The sequence below is a fragment of the Ectothiorhodospira mobilis genome, from assembly GCF_900114895.1.
Classification (GTDB): domain Bacteria; phylum Pseudomonadota; class Gammaproteobacteria; order Ectothiorhodospirales; family Ectothiorhodospiraceae; genus Ectothiorhodospira; species Ectothiorhodospira mobilis_A.
In genome coordinates, this window is the sequence record NZ_FOUO01000015.1 from 39,988 (window position 1) to 56,077 (window position 16,090).

The window sequence follows — 16,090 nt, forward strand, 5'->3', positions numbered from 1 at the left end:
CTGGGGCCTTCAGCCGCTGAAGGCCTCCAGGGCTCGGGCCAGGGCCTCGTGTTTCTTGGCATGGGTGCGCACCGGCACCCCCGCGGCGATGGCGTCCCAGGCCTGGCGCAGGCTGGCGGCCCCCGCCCGGGGGCCCTGGGGATGCCCGAAGACGCCGCGCCCGGGGATAAAGCCAAAGTCCACCGTGCCCAGCCTTTGGTACACCCCCTCCAGGGTGGCGGCGGAGTCGCTGCCCCCGGGCACGGGCAGGGCGGGGCGCAGATCCCCCATGGGTTCCAGGCAGGCGCGCACGTTGGCCAGCACCTCCGCCTCGCTGGTCATCATGCGCGGGCCAAAGCCGGGCATGATGATGACATCGTATCCCGCCAGGCGTTGCAGCCGGGTCATCACCCGGCTGTGGATGCCGTAGCGGGGCAGCCGGCTGAAGGCGGCGATGAAGGGGAAGTGGGCCACCAGGGGCACGCGGGCATGGCGGCGCAGCATGCGTACGGCGGACAGACCCACCGGCAGGGCATTCACCATCACCGCGTTGGCCCCCCGTTCCACCGCCAGGTCGTGCAGCTCCACCAGCCGGTCCACCTCATCGGTGATGTTGGCCAGGTAGATCTTGGGGTCGCCGGTGGCCGCCTCCGCCTCCCGGCGGGCCGCCCCCAGGTGGCGGCAGCGCTCCGCCAGAGGGGACCAGGCCGGATCCGCCAGCATCTCGTCGTCCTTGGCGATGTCCAGACCCCCCATCCAGGCCTCGTGGCCGATCTCGGAGAAGGCGTCCGGCGGCAGGCCGATGTTGGGCTTGATGACGCCGAAGAAGATGGGGCGATGGAAGGCATTGAGCCGCTGGCGCAGGCCCTGGACCCCGAACTGCGGCCCCTGGAAGTGGCTCAGGAAGCGTCCGGGGAAGTGGATGTCCATGAGCTTGATCAGGGGTACGCCGGGGGTGAAGAAGGGGCCCTCGCCGCAGACGGCGGAGAGCAGGTTGGGCAGGCGCGGGCCGAAGTTCTCGTGGGGATGGGCGATGCGCACGCGGCAGGCGTGGACCGCCCCCTGGGGTCCCTGTTCCAGGGGATAGCTCGGCCGCTCCCGCCGCTCCAGTACCTCCAGCTCCATCACCTTGGCGCCGAAGCGGGGGCGCAGGTCCTCATCCACCCCCACGCGGCGCCATTGGGCGGTGGACTGCTCGCTGCAAAGGTGGGCGGCGGCCTCGCGGGGATCCCCTACGCATTCCATCTCGTAGTCCAGGATCAGGTGATCCTCGGGGTCGATGGCCCCGGGGGTGGTGAAAAAGCCTTCCAGGTCACGGGCGTCCATGGGCTGTCACTCCCGGCTGCCGGTGAAATGGGCGATGAGCCGGCGTTCTGGGCGGGGGCCGTCCAGTTCGATGAAGAAGATGGATTGCCACTGCCCTAGGCAGAGCTCGCCGTCCAGGATCGGGAGGGTCTCGGAGGCGTTCATGAACAGGCCCATGAGATGGGCATGGGCATTGTCCCGGCCGTCCACCGGGGCCTCGTTGTGGCGGTAATCGCCGTCCCGCGGCACCAGGCGCTTGAGGTGGGTGAGCATGTCCTCCTGCAGCCGTGGTTCCCGCTCGTTGAGATTGACGAAGGCGGTGGTGTGCCGGGAGAGGAGGGTGAGACTGCCATTGCGGATGCCGCTCTGGCGGTGGTGTTCCCGCACCGTTTCGGTCACGTCCAGGATCTGGATGGGGGCCTCGGTGGCCAGGGGGATGGTGTACTGGACGGTGTGCATGGGCAGGGGAGAAGGAGATGGACCGGCCGATGAAGCTAGCCGGGCCATCCGGGGGTGTCAAGCGGGGGAGGGAGCGTGTGTCCCCTCCCCGCGGGGCCGCTGCGGCCTAGCCGGCGTTCTCGTCGGCGGTCTGCCCGGGGCGCGTGGCCTGGGTCTTCTGCACCGCCTCCTTGCGCGGCCCGATGCCCACCAGGTGCAGCATCACCGGGAAGATGGCCACCGCGCCGGCGGCGCCCATGCCCAGGCTCACCAGGATCAGGGAGAAGTAGTCGATCCAGCCGATCAGGTCACCCCAGGTGGCATGGGTGGAACCCGGCAGCAGGATCAGGGTGATCACAAAGGCGAATACGCCAAAGCCGATGGAGGTCTTGAAGGCCAGGCCCGCCTTGTTGCGGCGCCCGGAGATGCGCTTGAAGTACCAACCCAGCAGGATCAGGTCCAGCAGGATCAGGGGGATCAGGAACCAGAGCATGCCGCGGAAGAATTCCAGCATGACGAACAGGATGCCAGTGATCGAAAAGGCCATGGTGCTTTCCTCTTGAAGTCTTGGTCTGCGCTGCGCGGGGAGTGGCCTGCAGCCCTCCCCGCCGGATCATGGATGCGCCCGCCCTAGATGCGGCCGCGGAGCATGGCGCGGTAGGCCGGCAGCAGCAGGTAGTCCTTCATCAGCCACGAGGTCCAACGGGGCTCGTAGGGGGTGATGATGGGGAAGGACGGGGTCATCTTCAGGTCGTAGTCGAATTCCAGCAGGATGGCGCGGCCCACCTGCGTGATCAGGGGGCAGGAGGTGTAGCCGTTGTAGCGGGCCGTGTTCTCCTTTTCCTGGATGTTCTGGATCAGGTTCTCCACCGCCACGGGGACCTGCGCCTTGACGCTGGCGGAGGTCTTGCCGATGGGCACGCCGTTGACGTCCCCGGCACCGAAGACGTTGGCATAGCGCAGGTGCTGCAGCTCGTACTGGTCCACCTCCAGCCAGCCCGCGAACTTGCTTTCCGCCGGGGCGGCCAGGGGGCTGTTGCGCAGCGCATCCGGGGCGCTCATGGGCGGCACCACGTGGATGAAGTCGTACTCCATGGTGCGGTCCCCTTCGGGGGTGGCGAAGGTGGCGGTGCGGGCGCCCGGGTCGATGGCCTTGAGGGGGTGATCCCAGTCGATCTGGATGCCCCGGCCGGGCAGGTGCTCGGTGAGGAAGTCGTGGATGTCCGGCTGGGAGAACAGGCTCTTGGCCGGGGGTAGGTAATGCATCTCCGCTCGGTCGCGGGTGCCGCGCTCGTTGAGGCGGTTCTCGGTGAGCATGGTCATCTTCAGCGGCGCCCCGGCGCACTTGATGGCCCCCGGGGCCCGGGTGAACAGGCCCACGCCCCCCTCGGTGGTGAAGCGGTCGATGGCCTGCCAGGTGGCCAGGGCGACATCGGGGCGGTCGTAGACACAGCCGATGCCGTGCTGGCCGATCAGGTCCCGGGACATGCCCTCGATGTCGGAGTAGTTGATCTGCAAGCCGGTGGTGACCAGCAGGTAGTCGTATTCCACCGTTCGGCCGTCCTCGGTGACCACCCGGTTGTTGTCCGGGTCGTATTCCGCCACCATGTCATGGATCCATTCCACATCGGAGGGGAGATAGCGGGCGTTGCGGTCCGTGACCTTGTCCGCCCCCCACAGTCCCGAGGCCACCAGGGTTAACCCCGGCTGGTAGTAGTGGGCCTCCTGGCGGTCGATGATGGTGATGCGGGCCCCGTCCAGTTCCCGCGACAGCCGCGAGGCGGAGTCCAGGCCGGCGGCGCCTGCGCCGACGATGACGATGTGCGCGCTGGTGGGTACGGCCCGCGCGGGGCGGGATATGAGGAGACCGCTGGCGGTGGCCCCCGCCATCAGTGCCCCGCCCCCGGAGAGCCGCAGGAAGTTCCGGCGCGACATGCCGGAGGACTCCAGGGCGCGATGGACGGCGGCTCGGATCTTCTTGTCGTCTTGGTTCATAACTGACTTCACTCCATAGCTCTGGGTGGCCGGCACATCCCCGGGGGGATCGGTGCGATGCCCGGTGTTTGATTTTCTACCACACGCCAATGCGGCAGGCATTATAAGCATATTAACATGTCGTCCGCGCACCAGGGGCCGTGAATCGTTACAATGCGCCGCCTGCAAGGCATATCACTCCGACGGGGAAGGGCCCCGCAACTGCAAGAGAACCCTTTATGACCGCCAATCCCAGCGCCATTCAGCCGATCGAGTTCAAGGGTCGGATGCTCCTGGTGTCCATCCTCCGGCTGCACCCCAGCGATGCCCGTGCCCTAGACCAGGCCCTGGAGACGCGCATGGGGGAGGCCCCGGAACTCATGCGGGACATGCCGGTGGTGGTGGACCTGGAGGCCATGGCCGGGATGGGGGAGCAGGATCTGCTCTCCCTGCTGGAGACGCTGCGCACCCACGGGGTGAAGCTCATCGGCCTGCAGAGGAACGGAGTCTCCGAACCCCTGACCGAACGCGCCGGACTGCCCCTGATCAGCATGGGCTCCCGCGCGGGGGGGGAGGTGCCCCTGCGTACCACGCCGCCCGCCCCGGAGAAGGGGCAGGCGGCAGGGGATGAGGATGCATCCCCGCCCCCCGCGCCCCACAGCCCCTCCCTGCTGGTGGATCAGCCGGTGCGCTCCGGCCAGCAGGTCTATGCCCGCGGGGGGGACCTGGTGGTCACCGGCGCCGTCTCCGCCGGGGCCGAGCTGCTGGCGGATGGGCATATCCATGTCTATGGCACCCTGCGGGGCAAGGCCCTGGCGGGGGTGCGGGGGCAGGCCGGGGCGCGCATCTTCTGCCGCCGCCTCGAGGCAGAACTGGTATCCATTGCCGGACATTACCGCATTGCAGAGGATATCCTCGACGCCGAACGCGGGGAGAACCGGGTCGTCACCCTCTGCGGCGAAGCCATCCGGATTACCGAAATTTAGCGTCCAAACATCAGGAGATGCAGGCTCTATGGCACGCATAGTCGTCATTACCTCGGGCAAAGGAGGTGTGGGAAAGACCACCACGTCGGCCGCCGTGGCCACGGGGCTGGCCCTGGAGGGCCACAAGACCGCCGTGGTGGATTTCGATGTGGGCCTGCGCAACCTGGACCTGATCATGGGCTGCGAACGGCGCGTGGTCTATGACTTCGTCAATGTCATCAATGGCGACGCCAGCCTGCGCCAGGCGCTGATCAAGGACAAGCGCACGGAGGGACTCTACATCCTCCCCGCGTCCCAGACCCGGGACAAGGAGGCCCTCACCCAGGAGGGGGTGGAGCAGGTGCTGCAGGAGCTCTCCAAGGACTTCGACTACATCATCTGCGACAGCCCGGCCGGGATCGAACGGGGGGCCCTCATGGCCTCCTATTTCGCCGACGAGGCCATCGTCGTGACCAACCCCGAGGTCTCCAGCGTGCGCGACTCGGACCGCATGTTGGGCATCCTGGCCAGCAAGACGCGGCGGGCCGAGCAGGGGGAGGATCCCATCCCGGCGCATCTGCTCATCACCCGCTATGCCCCGGAACGGGTGGACAAGGGGGAGATGCTCAGCGTGGAGGACGTGCAGGAGATCCTCTCCATCCAGATGCTGGGGGTGATCCCCGAGTCCCAGGCGGTGCTCAATGCCTCCAACGCCGGCATGCCGGTGGTGCTGGATGATGAATCCGATGCCGGCCAGGCCTACCGCGACGCCGTGGCGCGCTTCCTCGGTGAGGATCGCCCGCACCGCTTTCTCACCGCCCAGAAGAAGGGCATCTTCGGACGCCTGTTCAAGGGGTGAACGTGATGAAGGGGATCTTCGACTACTTCCGCTCCCAGAAGCCGTCCAGCGCCCAGGTGGCCAAGGAACGCCTGCAGGTGATCGTGGCCCGGGAGCGCAGCAGCCGCTCAGGGCCCGACTACCTGCCGGCGCTGCACCGCGAACTGCTGGAGGTGATCCGCAAGTACGTGCAGGTGGACGACGAGGCGGTGCAGATGAACCTGGAAAACCAGGGCAATTGCGAGATCCTGGAGGTGAACATCACCCTGGGGGACCGGCAATAGGTCCGCAGGCCCCCGGGGGCCGGCATCAGACGATGGCCAGGGTCTCGTCCACCGACCATGGCGCGGGCCGGCCCGGGACGGCGCAGAGCTGATCCAGACGGGCGCTGAAGCGGTGCCGGGCCATGGATTCGGCCCCCATGCGCAGGATGTGATCCGAGGGCGTCTGGCAGTCGATGAGGGGATAGCCCCAGTGCTCCAGATGGCGGCACAGGGTCACCAGGGCCACCTTGGAGGCGTCCCGTTCCCGGCTGAACATGGACTCCCCGAAGAAGACCCGGCCCAGGCCCACGCCGTAGAGCCCGCCCGCCAGGGTGCCCTCCCGCCACACCTCCACCGAGTGGGCATAGCCGGCGCGGTGCATCTGCAAAAAGGCCTGCTGCATGCCGTAGGTGATCCAGGTGCCGTGCACCCCGCGCCGGGGCCCGGCGCAGCCCTTGATGACGTCGGCGAAGGCCTGGTCGAAGGTGACCCGCAGACCGGCGTTGCGCAGGGTCTTTTTCAGGCTGCGGCTCACCCGCACCCGGTCGGGGTAGAGCACGGTGCGGGGATCGGGGGACCACCACAGGATGGGCTGGCCCGCTTCGTACCAGGGGAAGATCCCGTGGCGGTAGGCATTGAGCAGCCGGGGCAGGCTCAGGTCCCCGCCGGCGGCCAGCAGCCCGTTGGGCTCGCGCAGGGCCTGCTCCACCGGCGGGAAGGGCTCGTCGCTCCGACCGGGGTGCAGCCAGGTGAGGGAATAGACTTGGTTGCTGCCAGACATGGCCTGAACGTCCTGTTGGGATGCAGGGACCGGATCTCTATCCAGTATCGCCCGCCGCCCGCCCGCTGCAAAGGGTCAGGAATCGCCGCGGAAGGGGGAGAGCTCCATAAGGGCGTCACACCGGGCCTCCATGGCCGCGCGCTCCTCGCGGCAGTAGGCGGCCACCGCCTCCCGCAGCCCCGGTTCCCGGATCCAGTGGGCCGACCAGGTGGGGGTGGGCAGGAACCCCCGTCCGATCTTGTGCTCCCCCTGGGCCCCGGGCTCGAACCGGGCGAGCCCTTCGCGGAGGCTGTAGTCGATCCCCTGGTAGTAGCAGGCCTCGAAGTGCAATCCGTCGTGTTCCTCATGGCAGCCCCAGTAGCGGCCGTAGAGGGTGTCCCGGCTGCGGTAGCACAGGGCGGCGGCCACGGGCCGTTCCCCGCTCTCGGCCAGGATCAGCACCACCCGGCGCCCCAGGGTGCGGGCCGTCTCAAGGAAGAAGGGCAGGGTGAGGGTGGGGATACCCCCCTTGCGCCGGAAGGTGTTTTCGTAGAGCTCATGGAACAGCCTCCAGTGCCCCGGGTCCGTCTCGTCCCCGTGGAGGACCCGCAGTTCGATGCCCTGTTCGCGCACCCGTCGCCGCTCCCGGTGCACGTTCTTGCGCCGCTTCGAGGTGAAGCCGTCCAGGAAATCCTCGAAGTCGCGATAGCCGCGGTTGTGCCAGTGGTACTGACAGCCCATGCGCAGGGCCAGCCCCTCCGCCTCCAGGGCGCGGATATCGGCGGCGTCCGTGAACAGCCAATGCAGCCCGGACAGGCCCTGGGCCTGGGCGAACGCGGTGGCCTGTTGCACCAGGGTGCGGCGCAAGGGCCCGGCCGGGCGCTCGGGATGGACCAGCAGGCGGCGGCCGCTGGCCGGGGTGTAGGGCACGGCGCTCACCAGCTTGGGGTAGTAGGCCAGGCCGGCCTGACGCCAGGCCTGCTCCCAGGTCCAGTCGAAGACGAATTCACCGTAGTTATTGGTCTTGGCGTAGAGGGGCAGGGCGGCCACCAGGGGGCCGCCGCGCTCGTGCAGCAGCAGGTGGCGGGGATACCAGCCAAACGCCGGCCCCAGGCAGCCGTGGCGCTCCAGGGCCGAGAGGAAGGCATGACTGAGAAAGGGATCCTCTTCGCCACCCAGGCGATCCCATTCCTTGGGGGAGATCGCGTCCAGGCGGTCGCGCACGGAAAGCTCCAGGGGGGCGGGGATCTCGGCCATGGTGGGGTCTCCGGGGCTTGCCTGAGTCTGACCCCGCCGGGGCCGCGCCGTTCCGGGCGGCCCCTTCACCGGCTTAGAGGGATTCCAGGTAGCGTTCGGCGTCCAGGGCGGCCATGCAGCCGGTGGCGGCGGAGGTGACCGCCTGGCGGTAGACCTGGTCCATGACATCCCCCGCGGCGAAGACGCCGGGCACGCTGGTGGCGGTGGCGTTGCCCTCCAGACCGCTCTTCACGCGGATGTAGCCATAGTCCATCTCCAGCTGCCCTTCGAAGAGATCGGTGTTGGGCTTGTGGCCGATGGCCACGAAGATGCCCTGCAGTTCCATCTCCCGGGTCTCGCCGGTCTGCACGTGGCGGATGCGCATGCCGGTGACGCCGGAGCGGTCCCCCAGGACCTCGTCCAGGACGTGGTCCCAGGCGATGGAGATCTTGCCCTCCCGTTCCCGCTCGAAGAGACGGTCCTGCAGGATCTTCTCCGCCCGCAGGCGGTCGCGCCGGTGCACCAGGGTGACGTGCTCGGCGATGTTGGAGAGGTACAGGGCCTCCTCCACGGCGGTGTTGCCGCCGCCGATCACCGCCACCTTCTGGCCGCGGTAGAAGAAGCCGTCGCAGGTGGCGCAGGCGGAGACGCCGCGGCCCTTGTACATCTCCTCCGAGGGCAGGCCCAGGTACATGGCCGAGGCCCCGGTGGCGATGATCAGGGCATCGCAACTATAGCTGCCGGCATCCCCGGTGAGGCGGAAGGGGCGTTGCCCCAGCTCGGCGGTATGGATATGGTCGAAGACGATCTCGGTGTTGAAGCGCTCCGCATGCTGACGCATGCGGTTCATGAGCTCGGGGCCCTGCACCCCCTCGGGATCGCCGGGCCAGTTGTCCACCTCCGTGGTGGTGGTCAGCTGGCCGCCCTGTTCCAGGCCGGTGATGAGCAGCGGATTGAGGTTGGCGCGGGCGGCGTAGACCGCGGCGGTGTAGCCGGCGGGGCCGGAGCCCAGGATCAGCAGACGGCTGTGTCGGGTCTCACTCATGGGTCGAGATTCTCCAAAGGCAGGTGGCCCCGGGGGGCGGGGCCGAAGATTTTCCCAGTAATCTACTCAATTGCCCCCGTGAGCGTAAAGGTGGCCGGCAACGTCTGGCCAGGGGCCCGCAGGGGGCTGTCCCTATCGGGCGCATCCAGGGCTACGGTCATTGGACCTGCTCCGTGAGCTGCTGTCGCTTCAGATGCGCCTTCAGACGCGCGATGCCTTGGGCATCCCAGCCTCGCGGCCCGGTGAGCCCGCGCCAGGCATCGACGTAATCCCCCACCGCATAGCTGTGCCCGTAGCCGGGGGGCACGCCACCGGCGGCGATGTCGGCGGCCAGTTGCAGGCCCGTGACCACGGGATACCAGCGCAGTTCCGGCGATACATCCGGCCCCCGGGGCGGCCGCAGCCAGTCCGGCCTGCGGTAGAAGATGCTCGGCGAAAAGAAGGTGATGGGATCGCTGGCGTACTGCAAAAAGGCGATGCGGAAGGGACCCCAGGGGGCCTCGGCGTTCGAAAGATCGCTGTACTGGTTCATGAAGCGCACCACCTCGCCCTCACGAAACTCGGGCAGCCAGGCGGGGCTGTCCGGGTCGCGGCGCTGGGTGACGGTGCGCCAGGTGGCGCTGCGAAACGGCGGGCCGCTCCAGAGGGCGCCATCGAAGGCTACCTGCACGCCGGTGTCGCGGCGCGGGCGGATCAACGCCAGAAGCTCGAGCGGCTGTGTCGCTACATCAGCCGGCCGGCGATCGCGGAAAAGCGTCTGTCGCTGACGCCGAACGGCAACGTCCGGTACGAGTTGAAGACGCCGTACCGTGACGCCACGACGCACGTCATCTTCGAATCCCTCGACTTTATTGCCCGGCTGGCAGCACTGGTGCCGAAACCGCGGGTCAACCTGACCCGATTCCATGGGGTGTTCGCACCGAACAGCAGGTACCGCGCGCGGGTGACACCGGGCAGGCGAGGAAAGGGAGGTTCGCATACCACGATGGCGGATCCGCAGGAGCAGACACCGGCTGAACGCCGCGCCGCGATGACCTGGGCGCAACGCCTCAAGCGGGTTTTCGGGATCGACATCGAGACCTGTCCGGCCTGCGGCGGGGCGATGCGGATCATCGCGTGCATCGAGGATCCCGACGTCATCGAGAAGATCCTCACCCACCTGGATGCGAAAGCGCCGGAGCCCGACTCTTTGCGGCGGTCTCCCTGCCGGGCGCCACCACAGCGTGGGCTATTCGACGAGAAGGGGTGACAACCCCAGGATGACTTCGTTCGGGCTGTGCCGTCAGCGGCACGGCCATGGCGGCGGCTGGCCGGGAAACCGGCGGGGAGAGGAAAAGGGTGCCGGCGCGGCTGTCTTCGAGAAGAATTCGGCGGTGTGACGTCGGTATTGGCGCCGAAGGCTGAGCGGAAGCGGCGTGCCGGCGGTAGACCCCAGCGTCGACCAGGCAATGCTGCCCGCTGCGAGCACACGAAATGGTGGTTTATTATTCCTATACTCGGCCAAAGAGAACCCGACCGAGGAGGACTTCATGCAGCCGGGCACCGAGCAGGTCGCCGCCGGTTACGTGACCTACGGCTCGTCCACCATCCTGGTCCTGACCATCGGTGACGGCGTCGACGGCTTCACCTCGACCGCTCGGTCTGCGAGTTCAAGCTGATCCACCCGAACATGACCATCCCGGAAGACACCGCCGAGTTCGCCATCAACATGTCGCACATGCGTTTCTGGGATGCGCCGGTCAAGCGCTACGTCGACGAGTGCCTCGCCGGCAAGGAAGGCGAGCGCGACAAGGACTTCAACATGCGTTGGGTCACCTCGATGGTCGCCGAGGTGCACCGCATCCTCGTCCGTGGCGGCGTGTTCATGTACCCGATCTACAGCAAGCACCGCGAGCGCGGTGGCAAGCTACGCCTGATGTACGAGGCGAACCCGATGTCCATGATCGTCGAGCAGGCTGGCGGCCTGTCGATCACCGGCTCGGACCGGATCATGACCATCGAACCGGAAAAGCTGCACTAGCGCGTCCCGGTCATCCTGGGCTCGAAGAACGAAGTCCAGCGCATCTGGGACTACTACCACAAGGAGGGCTGATCGCAGCCTGACAGCCTGGTGCCATCAAGAAGCCCCGCGGGTCGGTCATCGACTCGCGGGACTTTTCTTTTATGACCTTAAGCGGTCAGAGGTCAACAATATCGTGACACCTATAACGACTTCCGCCACTCCGATTGTTTCTGACTTCTTCCTTCTGATCTCTTAACTCTCGACTTAGCCGTAACGCCCCGTGATGTAGTCCTCGGTCCGCTTCTCGGACGGCGTCGAGAACATGGTTGCGGTGTCGTTGTATTCGATCACCTCCCCGAGATGGAAGAAGGCGGTGTAGTCGGCGATCCGCGCGGCTTGCTGCATGTTGTGGGTGACCACCACGATAGTGTACTCCTTCTTGAGCTCATACATCAGGTCCTCAATGGTGGCCGTGGAGATCGGGTCGAGCGCGGAGGTAGGCTCGTCCATCAGGATCACGCTCGGCTGCACGGCGATCGCCCGAGCGATGCACAGGCGCTGCTGCTGGCCACCGGAGAGCGACGTCCCCGGACTGCCGAGCTGATCCTTCACCTCCTCCCACAGACCGGCGGCGCGCAACGACGTCTCGACTAGCTCGTCCTGCTCCTTACCGGCGGGCACGATGTCGTGCATGCGCGGAGCGTAGGCGACGTTCTCGTAGATGCTCTTCGGGAACGGGTTGGGTTTCTGGAACACCATGCCGACCTTCTTGCGCAGGGCGACCTCGTCGACCTCCTTCGAGAGCACGTTCCGGCCCTCCATCATGATCTCGCCCTCGGTCCGCACGGTGGGGATCAGGTCGTTCATGCGGTTCAGGCAGCGCAGGAAGGTTGACTTGCCACAACCCGACGGACCGATCAACGCGGTGATGTTGTTCTCGTAAATATCCAGGTCGATGCCCTTGAGGGCCTGATTTTCCCCGTACCAGAGCTTGAGATCACGCACGGTCAGTTCGAGATCGTGGGTGGTCTCCTGGTTGAACGTTACGGGTGCGCCCGGAGATGCGAGTTTAGTTGTCATTCTCGCCGTACCTGTCGTTGGTTGACGTGTATATCCATCGGTCTCGTGCCGTTGCGCCATCACCAGCGGTGCTCGAATTTCTTGCGCAGATACACCGCCGTGGCGTTCAGCGTGATCAGCACCGACAGCAGCACGATGATACCGGCGGCGGTACGCTCGACGTAGGCCGACTCCGGCATGCTCGCCCAGGTGTAGATCTGCGCCGGGAGCACGGTGGCCGCCTGGGTAAAGCTGGTGGGGGCGTCCGGGATGAAGGCGATCATGCCGATGATGATCAGCGGCGCGGTCTCGCCCAGCGCCTGGGCCATGCCGATGATCGAGCCGGTCAGAATCCCCGGCATCGACAGCGGCAGGACATGATCGCGCACCGTCTGCCAGCGGGTGGCGCCCACGCCGAAGGCGGCGTGCCGGATCGAATCGGGCACGGAACTGAGCGCCGCCCGCGCGGTGATAATGATGATCGGCAGGGTCATCAGGCCCAATGTCAGGCCGCCGGCCAGGGCCGACGAACGAGGCGCACCGAAGAAGTTGATGAAGATGGCGAGGCCCAGCAAGCCGAACAGGATGGAGGGAATCGCCGCCAGGTTGTTGATGTTCACGTCGATAAAGCGCGTGAAGCGGTTGTCCGGCGCGAACTCCTCGAGGTAGACGGCGGTCATCACGCCCACGGGGAAGGCGAAGGCCAGGGTGACGATCAACAACATCACCGAGCCGACGGCTGCCGAGGCCAGCCCCGCCATTTCCGGCAGCTTGGAATCCCCGTTGGTGAAAAAGCCGGTGTTGAATTGCAACTCGGCCCGCCCCGCCTCGGTCAGGCGATCCACCACCGCCTTGTGCTTGGCGCTCAGGCTGCTGTCCGCCCCCTGAAGGTATTGATCGACCTCATCGTCTGCCAGGACCCATTCCATGCGCTGGGTGCCCAGCAGGTCGGGGTTGGCCTCCATCCGGTTCGGGATCAGACGCAGATACCCGCGACTGACCAGTTCGCGTACGTCGGCCTCGACGGCCGCGAGTGGCAGCTCGCTGGCCCGTTCACTGTAGTTGACCTCGACCTGGATGTAGGCCTGCTGGAAGGCCGGCAGCCCCTTGATCAGCATGTCGGCCAGGAACAGCACCAGGAAGACACCCGCCAGAAGGAGGGCACCGAAGGAGAGCCACTTCATCCGGGCGGACTTCCGGTGGCGTTTTTTCAGCTGACGGGAAATGTCGTCCAAGGACTGGGACATGACGGCAAGCTTCCGGTTGGACAGTTACAGATTGTTGACCGCGTACTTCGCGCGGAAACGACGAATCATCATGACCGAGACGAAGTTAAGCGCCAGGGTGACCACGAACAGCACCAGCCCCAGCGCAAAGGCGGAGAGAGTGGCCGCCGAGCCGAACTCGTTGTCGCCGGTCAGCGCGGAGACAATACTGACGGTCACCGTGGTCATGTCCTCGAGCGGGTTGGCCGTGAGGTTGGGACGCATGCCCGCGGCCATCACCACGATCATGGTCTCGCCCAGCGCCCGCGACACGCCCAGCAGGGTGGCCGAAATGATACCCGGCAGCGCCGCGGGAAGAACGACGTAGCGAATCGTCTCGTTGCGGGTCGTCCCCAACGCCAGCGACCCTTGCCGCATGGCGGTCGGCACCGAGCTGATGACGTCGTCCGAGAGCGAGGAGATGAACGGGATGATCATGATGCCCATCACGATCCCCGGCGCCAGCGCGTTACTGAACGAGGCCTCGAGGCCGACCGACTCGGCGACCGCCACGATCAGCGGGGCGACCGTGATTGCGGCGAAGAAGCCGTAGACCACCGTCGGGATGCCGGCGAGCACCTCGAGGACCGGCTTGGCGACATCACGCAACACGGGGGGCGCGTACTCCGCCATGTAAATGGCCGCCGACACCCCGATCGGCACCGCCACCAGCATCGCGATCGCGGTGATCATGAAGGTGCCAGCGAACAGCGGCAATGCGCCGAACATCGCGCCGTCGCCCCCACCCTCGCGGCCCGCGGCGGCAAGGAAGGAGTCGCCGGGCGACCACTCGGTACCGGTAATGAAGTACCAGAAGCTCTCCATCTGGAAGAAGCGGATCGCCTCGAACAGGATGGAGAACAGTATGCCGAAGGTGGTCAGGACGGAGACCGAGGCGGCGCCCAGCAGCACCCACTTGACCGTGCGCTCGAGCGAATCGCGCGCGCGCAACTCCGGGCGGATCCGGTTGAGCCCGAGGAATAGACCGATCGCCCCGAGCCCCAGGGCGCTGGCGACCGCCAGCCAGCCCGGAAACGCGGTCTCCAATACCCCCAGTACGATCGCGGCCAGGGCGGCGGCGATGATCGCCGGACCGGCCGAGGACAGCACCGCGAACCAGGCGTACTGGTCGGGCTGGGAATGCATGTGCGTGCCGCCGGCGCGCGTCCGGGCCGCCTTGGAACGCCCCAGGTAGAACCCCAGCGCACCGAGGAGAATCACTCCGGCGAAGAATGTCATCAGTATCTGATCGGTCTGCATGTCTGCGCTATTCCGTCTTGGATCACGGTGTCGGCATCCATCGGGCGGCGGTGCCGGCCAAGGCCTCAAAGCGGCCCATTATTGGGAACCTGACTCCTGTCGCAAGCATTCGGTGCGAAATGCGCCGAACGCTTGCGACAAGAGAAGGCCGGCGAGATCGACTCGCCGGCCTTTCCCGTCCCTGGGAGGGCATCCCTTCCCCGTCCCTGGGGAGCGAGTCCTTCGCTTACTTCAGATCGGAGAGCTTGAGCTCGACGCGATCCGCAACCTTCTCCTGCCACTCGTTGAGCAGCTCCTCCGGCATCGGGATCAGGCCGATGCCCTTGAGGTAGCCCAGATCGCTGATCATCTTGTCGCTCATGAACAGCTTGACGTAGTCAGCCATGGCCGGAACCTCCTCGGCGTGGCTGTTCTTGATGTAGAACCACAACGAGCGGGAGACCGGGTACTCGCCCGAACCGATTGCTTCCGGCTTCGGCTTGACGCCGTCGATGCTTGCGCCGGAGATCTTGTCGGCATTCTCCTCGAGGAAGGAGTAGCCGAAGATCCCGAAGGCCTCGGTGTCGTTCTCGAGCTTCTGAACGATCAGGTTGTCGTTCTCGCCGGCGTCGATGTAGGCGCCATCCTTGCGGATGTTGGTGTAACCCTCGCCACCGTAGATATCCATGTCCTCGGTCACGGCCTCGAGGACCAGTTCCTCGAAGGCATCACGCGTACCGGAAGTGGTCGGCGGGCCGTAGACGCGGATCTCGCGGTTCGGCAGTGAGGAGTCGATCTCGCTCCACTTCGTGTACGGGTTCTCGACCAACTCGCCGTCCTGCGGGACCTTCTCCAACAGCGCCATGGCGATCTGCTCGCGGGTCAGAGCGATCGGGTCGTTAGTGGTGCTCTGGGCGAAGGCGATGCCGTCGTAGCCGACCATGGCCTCGGTGATGTCGGTGACGCCGTTTTCCTGGCAGCGTTTGAACTCGGAGACCTTCATGCGGCGCGAGGCGTTGGTGATGTCCGGGGTGTCCATGCCGTTGCCTTCGCAGAACAGCTTCATGCCGCCGCCCGAACCGGTCGATTCGACGACCGGGGTCGGCCACTCGGTGGTCGTACCCAGCTCCTCGGCCACGTAGCTCGAGAACGGGAAGACGGTGGACGAGCCGACGATGCGAAGCTGTTCACGAGTATGGTTGTCCGCGTAGGCGGTGCCCATGGTCGCGGCCATTACAGCGGCCAGGCCGATGCTTGATATGGCAAAACGTTTCATCAGTACAAACCTCTTTTGGTATTCAACACAACGCGATTGCGGGAAAGAGTCTGATAACGGTTTGTGACAGTAGGATGAAACTGTGACAACGATTGCGTGACAGAGGGTAGCGGAAAGGCGGAAACAAAGGGAGATCAATGGGCCGCTGGACTTGACCCGCTTCAGTGGACGGGTTCGGGTTTGTGTGACTGATGGTACTCGGCGTCGAATTGCCGGGGCGATTGATACCCGAGGGCGGAATGCCGTCGCTGGACGATATGCTGCCGAATCGTATCCGTCCGGTAGCCCCCGTATAGCCAGCCGTCAGTCGGGGCTGGCATGCTCCCCGCAACTCTGGGCCAGCGGTGCCCTGTGATAGGGCAGCAGTTCTTGGAGGCGATTGGCGGGATGATCCTGGATGCGCTCAAGCACATCGATCAGATAGTGACGGGGGTTCACCCCGTTCT

Annotated in this window: 16 protein-coding genes and 2 pseudogenes; 5 read left to right on the forward strand and 13 right to left on the reverse strand. The window is 66.1% G+C overall.

Annotation, left to right across the window (positions count from 1 at the left end):
- Positions 1–9: 9 nt before the first annotated feature.
- From BM214_RS10330 to BM214_RS10345, 4 genes are all read right to left on the reverse strand, one after another.
- Positions 10–1,305 carry a RuBisCO large subunit C-terminal-like domain-containing protein gene (locus BM214_RS10330; protein ID WP_090486686.1) on the reverse strand — a complete coding sequence of 432 codons (1,296 nt, stop codon included), beginning with the start codon at positions 1,303–1,305 and terminating at the stop codon, positions 10–12.
- A 6-nt stretch (positions 1,306–1,311) separates the two neighbouring features.
- Positions 1,312–1,743 carry a secondary thiamine-phosphate synthase enzyme YjbQ gene (locus tag BM214_RS10335; RefSeq protein WP_090486689.1) on the reverse strand — a complete coding sequence of 144 codons (432 nt, stop codon included), beginning with the start codon at positions 1,741–1,743 and terminating at the stop codon, positions 1,312–1,314.
- Between the two features lie 106 nt (positions 1,744–1,849).
- Positions 1,850–2,269: a hypothetical protein gene (locus BM214_RS10340; protein ID WP_090486692.1), complete on the reverse strand. Its 420-nt coding sequence runs from the start codon at positions 2,267–2,269 to the stop codon at positions 1,850–1,852.
- Positions 2,270–2,352: 83 nt separating this feature from the next.
- Entirely contained in the window at positions 2,353–3,717 is a 1,365-nt protein-coding gene (locus BM214_RS10345; protein ID WP_090486694.1) for an NAD(P)/FAD-dependent oxidoreductase, read from the reverse strand.
- 218 nt (positions 3,718–3,935) lie between these two features.
- On the opposite strand from BM214_RS10345, the gene minC reads away from it, so the two are divergent.
- From minC to minE, 3 genes are read left to right on the forward strand one after another with little or no spacing between them, the layout of a single operon-like run.
- Positions 3,936–4,682, forward strand: a complete 747-nt coding sequence (minC, locus tag BM214_RS10350; RefSeq protein ID WP_090486697.1) for a septum site-determining protein MinC — start codon at positions 3,936–3,938, stop codon at positions 4,680–4,682.
- Between the two features lie 28 nt (positions 4,683–4,710).
- Positions 4,711–5,520: a septum site-determining protein MinD gene (gene minD / locus BM214_RS10355; protein WP_090486700.1), complete on the forward strand. Its 810-nt coding sequence runs from the start codon at positions 4,711–4,713 to the stop codon at positions 5,518–5,520.
- Between the two features lie 2 nt (positions 5,521–5,522).
- Positions 5,523–5,783, forward strand: a complete 261-nt coding sequence (minE, locus tag BM214_RS10360) for a cell division topological specificity factor MinE (RefSeq protein WP_090486702.1) — start codon at positions 5,523–5,525, stop codon at positions 5,781–5,783.
- A 25-nt stretch (positions 5,784–5,808) separates the two neighbouring features.
- On the opposite strand, the gene aat is transcribed toward minE, so the two are convergent.
- The 4 genes from aat to BM214_RS10380 form a co-directional block, all read right to left on the reverse strand.
- Entirely contained in the window at positions 5,809–6,543 is a 735-nt protein-coding gene (gene aat / locus BM214_RS10365) for a leucyl/phenylalanyl-tRNA--protein transferase (protein ID WP_090486705.1), read from the reverse strand.
- Positions 6,544–6,618: 75 nt separating this feature from the next.
- On the reverse strand, positions 6,619–7,779 hold the full coding sequence (locus BM214_RS10370; protein ID WP_177217650.1) for a GNAT family N-acetyltransferase: 1,161 nt from the start codon (positions 7,777–7,779) through the stop codon (positions 6,619–6,621).
- A gap of 73 nt (positions 7,780–7,852) precedes the next feature.
- The gene (trxB, locus tag BM214_RS10375; RefSeq protein WP_090486708.1) at positions 7,853–8,803 is read right to left on the reverse strand and encodes a thioredoxin-disulfide reductase; all 951 of its coding nucleotides are present in this window, start codon (positions 8,801–8,803) and stop codon (positions 7,853–7,855) included.
- A gap of 157 nt (positions 8,804–8,960) precedes the next feature.
- Entirely contained in the window at positions 8,961–9,473 is a 513-nt protein-coding gene (locus BM214_RS10380; RefSeq protein WP_342351313.1) for an alpha/beta-hydrolase family protein, read from the reverse strand.
- Between BM214_RS10380 and BM214_RS10385 the strand changes: the two are divergent.
- Both BM214_RS10385 and BM214_RS10390 read left to right on the forward strand, forming a co-directional pair.
- A pseudogene (locus BM214_RS10385) lies at positions 9,468–10,052 on the forward strand (transposase); the annotation flags it as partial. The gene BM214_RS10380 and the pseudogene BM214_RS10385 overlap by 6 nt on opposite strands.
- Positions 10,053–10,314: 262 nt before the next feature.
- Positions 10,315–10,895 (forward strand): annotated as a pseudogene (locus BM214_RS10390) (class 1 fructose-bisphosphatase); the annotation flags it as partial.
- A 174-nt stretch (positions 10,896–11,069) separates the two neighbouring features.
- Here BM214_RS10390 and pstB read toward each other — a convergent pair.
- The 5 genes from pstB to BM214_RS10415 all read right to left on the reverse strand — a co-directional run.
- Positions 11,070–11,885 (reverse strand): phosphate ABC transporter ATP-binding protein PstB, encoded by an 816-nt coding sequence (pstB, locus tag BM214_RS10395; RefSeq protein ID WP_090486710.1) that lies wholly within the window; start codon positions 11,883–11,885, stop codon positions 11,070–11,072.
- Between the two features lie 59 nt (positions 11,886–11,944).
- On the reverse strand, positions 11,945–13,111 hold the full coding sequence (gene pstA / locus BM214_RS10400) for a phosphate ABC transporter permease PstA (protein WP_090486712.1): 1,167 nt from the start codon (positions 13,109–13,111) through the stop codon (positions 11,945–11,947).
- 24 nt (positions 13,112–13,135) lie between these two features.
- Positions 13,136–14,389, reverse strand: coding sequence for a phosphate ABC transporter permease subunit PstC (gene pstC / locus BM214_RS10405; protein WP_090486715.1), 1,254 nt, complete (start codon positions 14,387–14,389; stop codon positions 13,136–13,138).
- A 226-nt stretch (positions 14,390–14,615) separates the two neighbouring features.
- Complete coding sequence (locus BM214_RS10410; RefSeq protein WP_090486718.1) at positions 14,616–15,644, reverse strand: PstS family phosphate ABC transporter substrate-binding protein; 1,029 nt, start codon at positions 15,642–15,644, stop codon at positions 14,616–14,618.
- 303 nt (positions 15,645–15,947) lie between these two features.
- Positions 15,948–16,090: transposase domain-containing protein (locus BM214_RS10415; RefSeq protein ID WP_143096383.1), on the reverse strand; the 143-nt coding region annotated here is incomplete at its 5' end.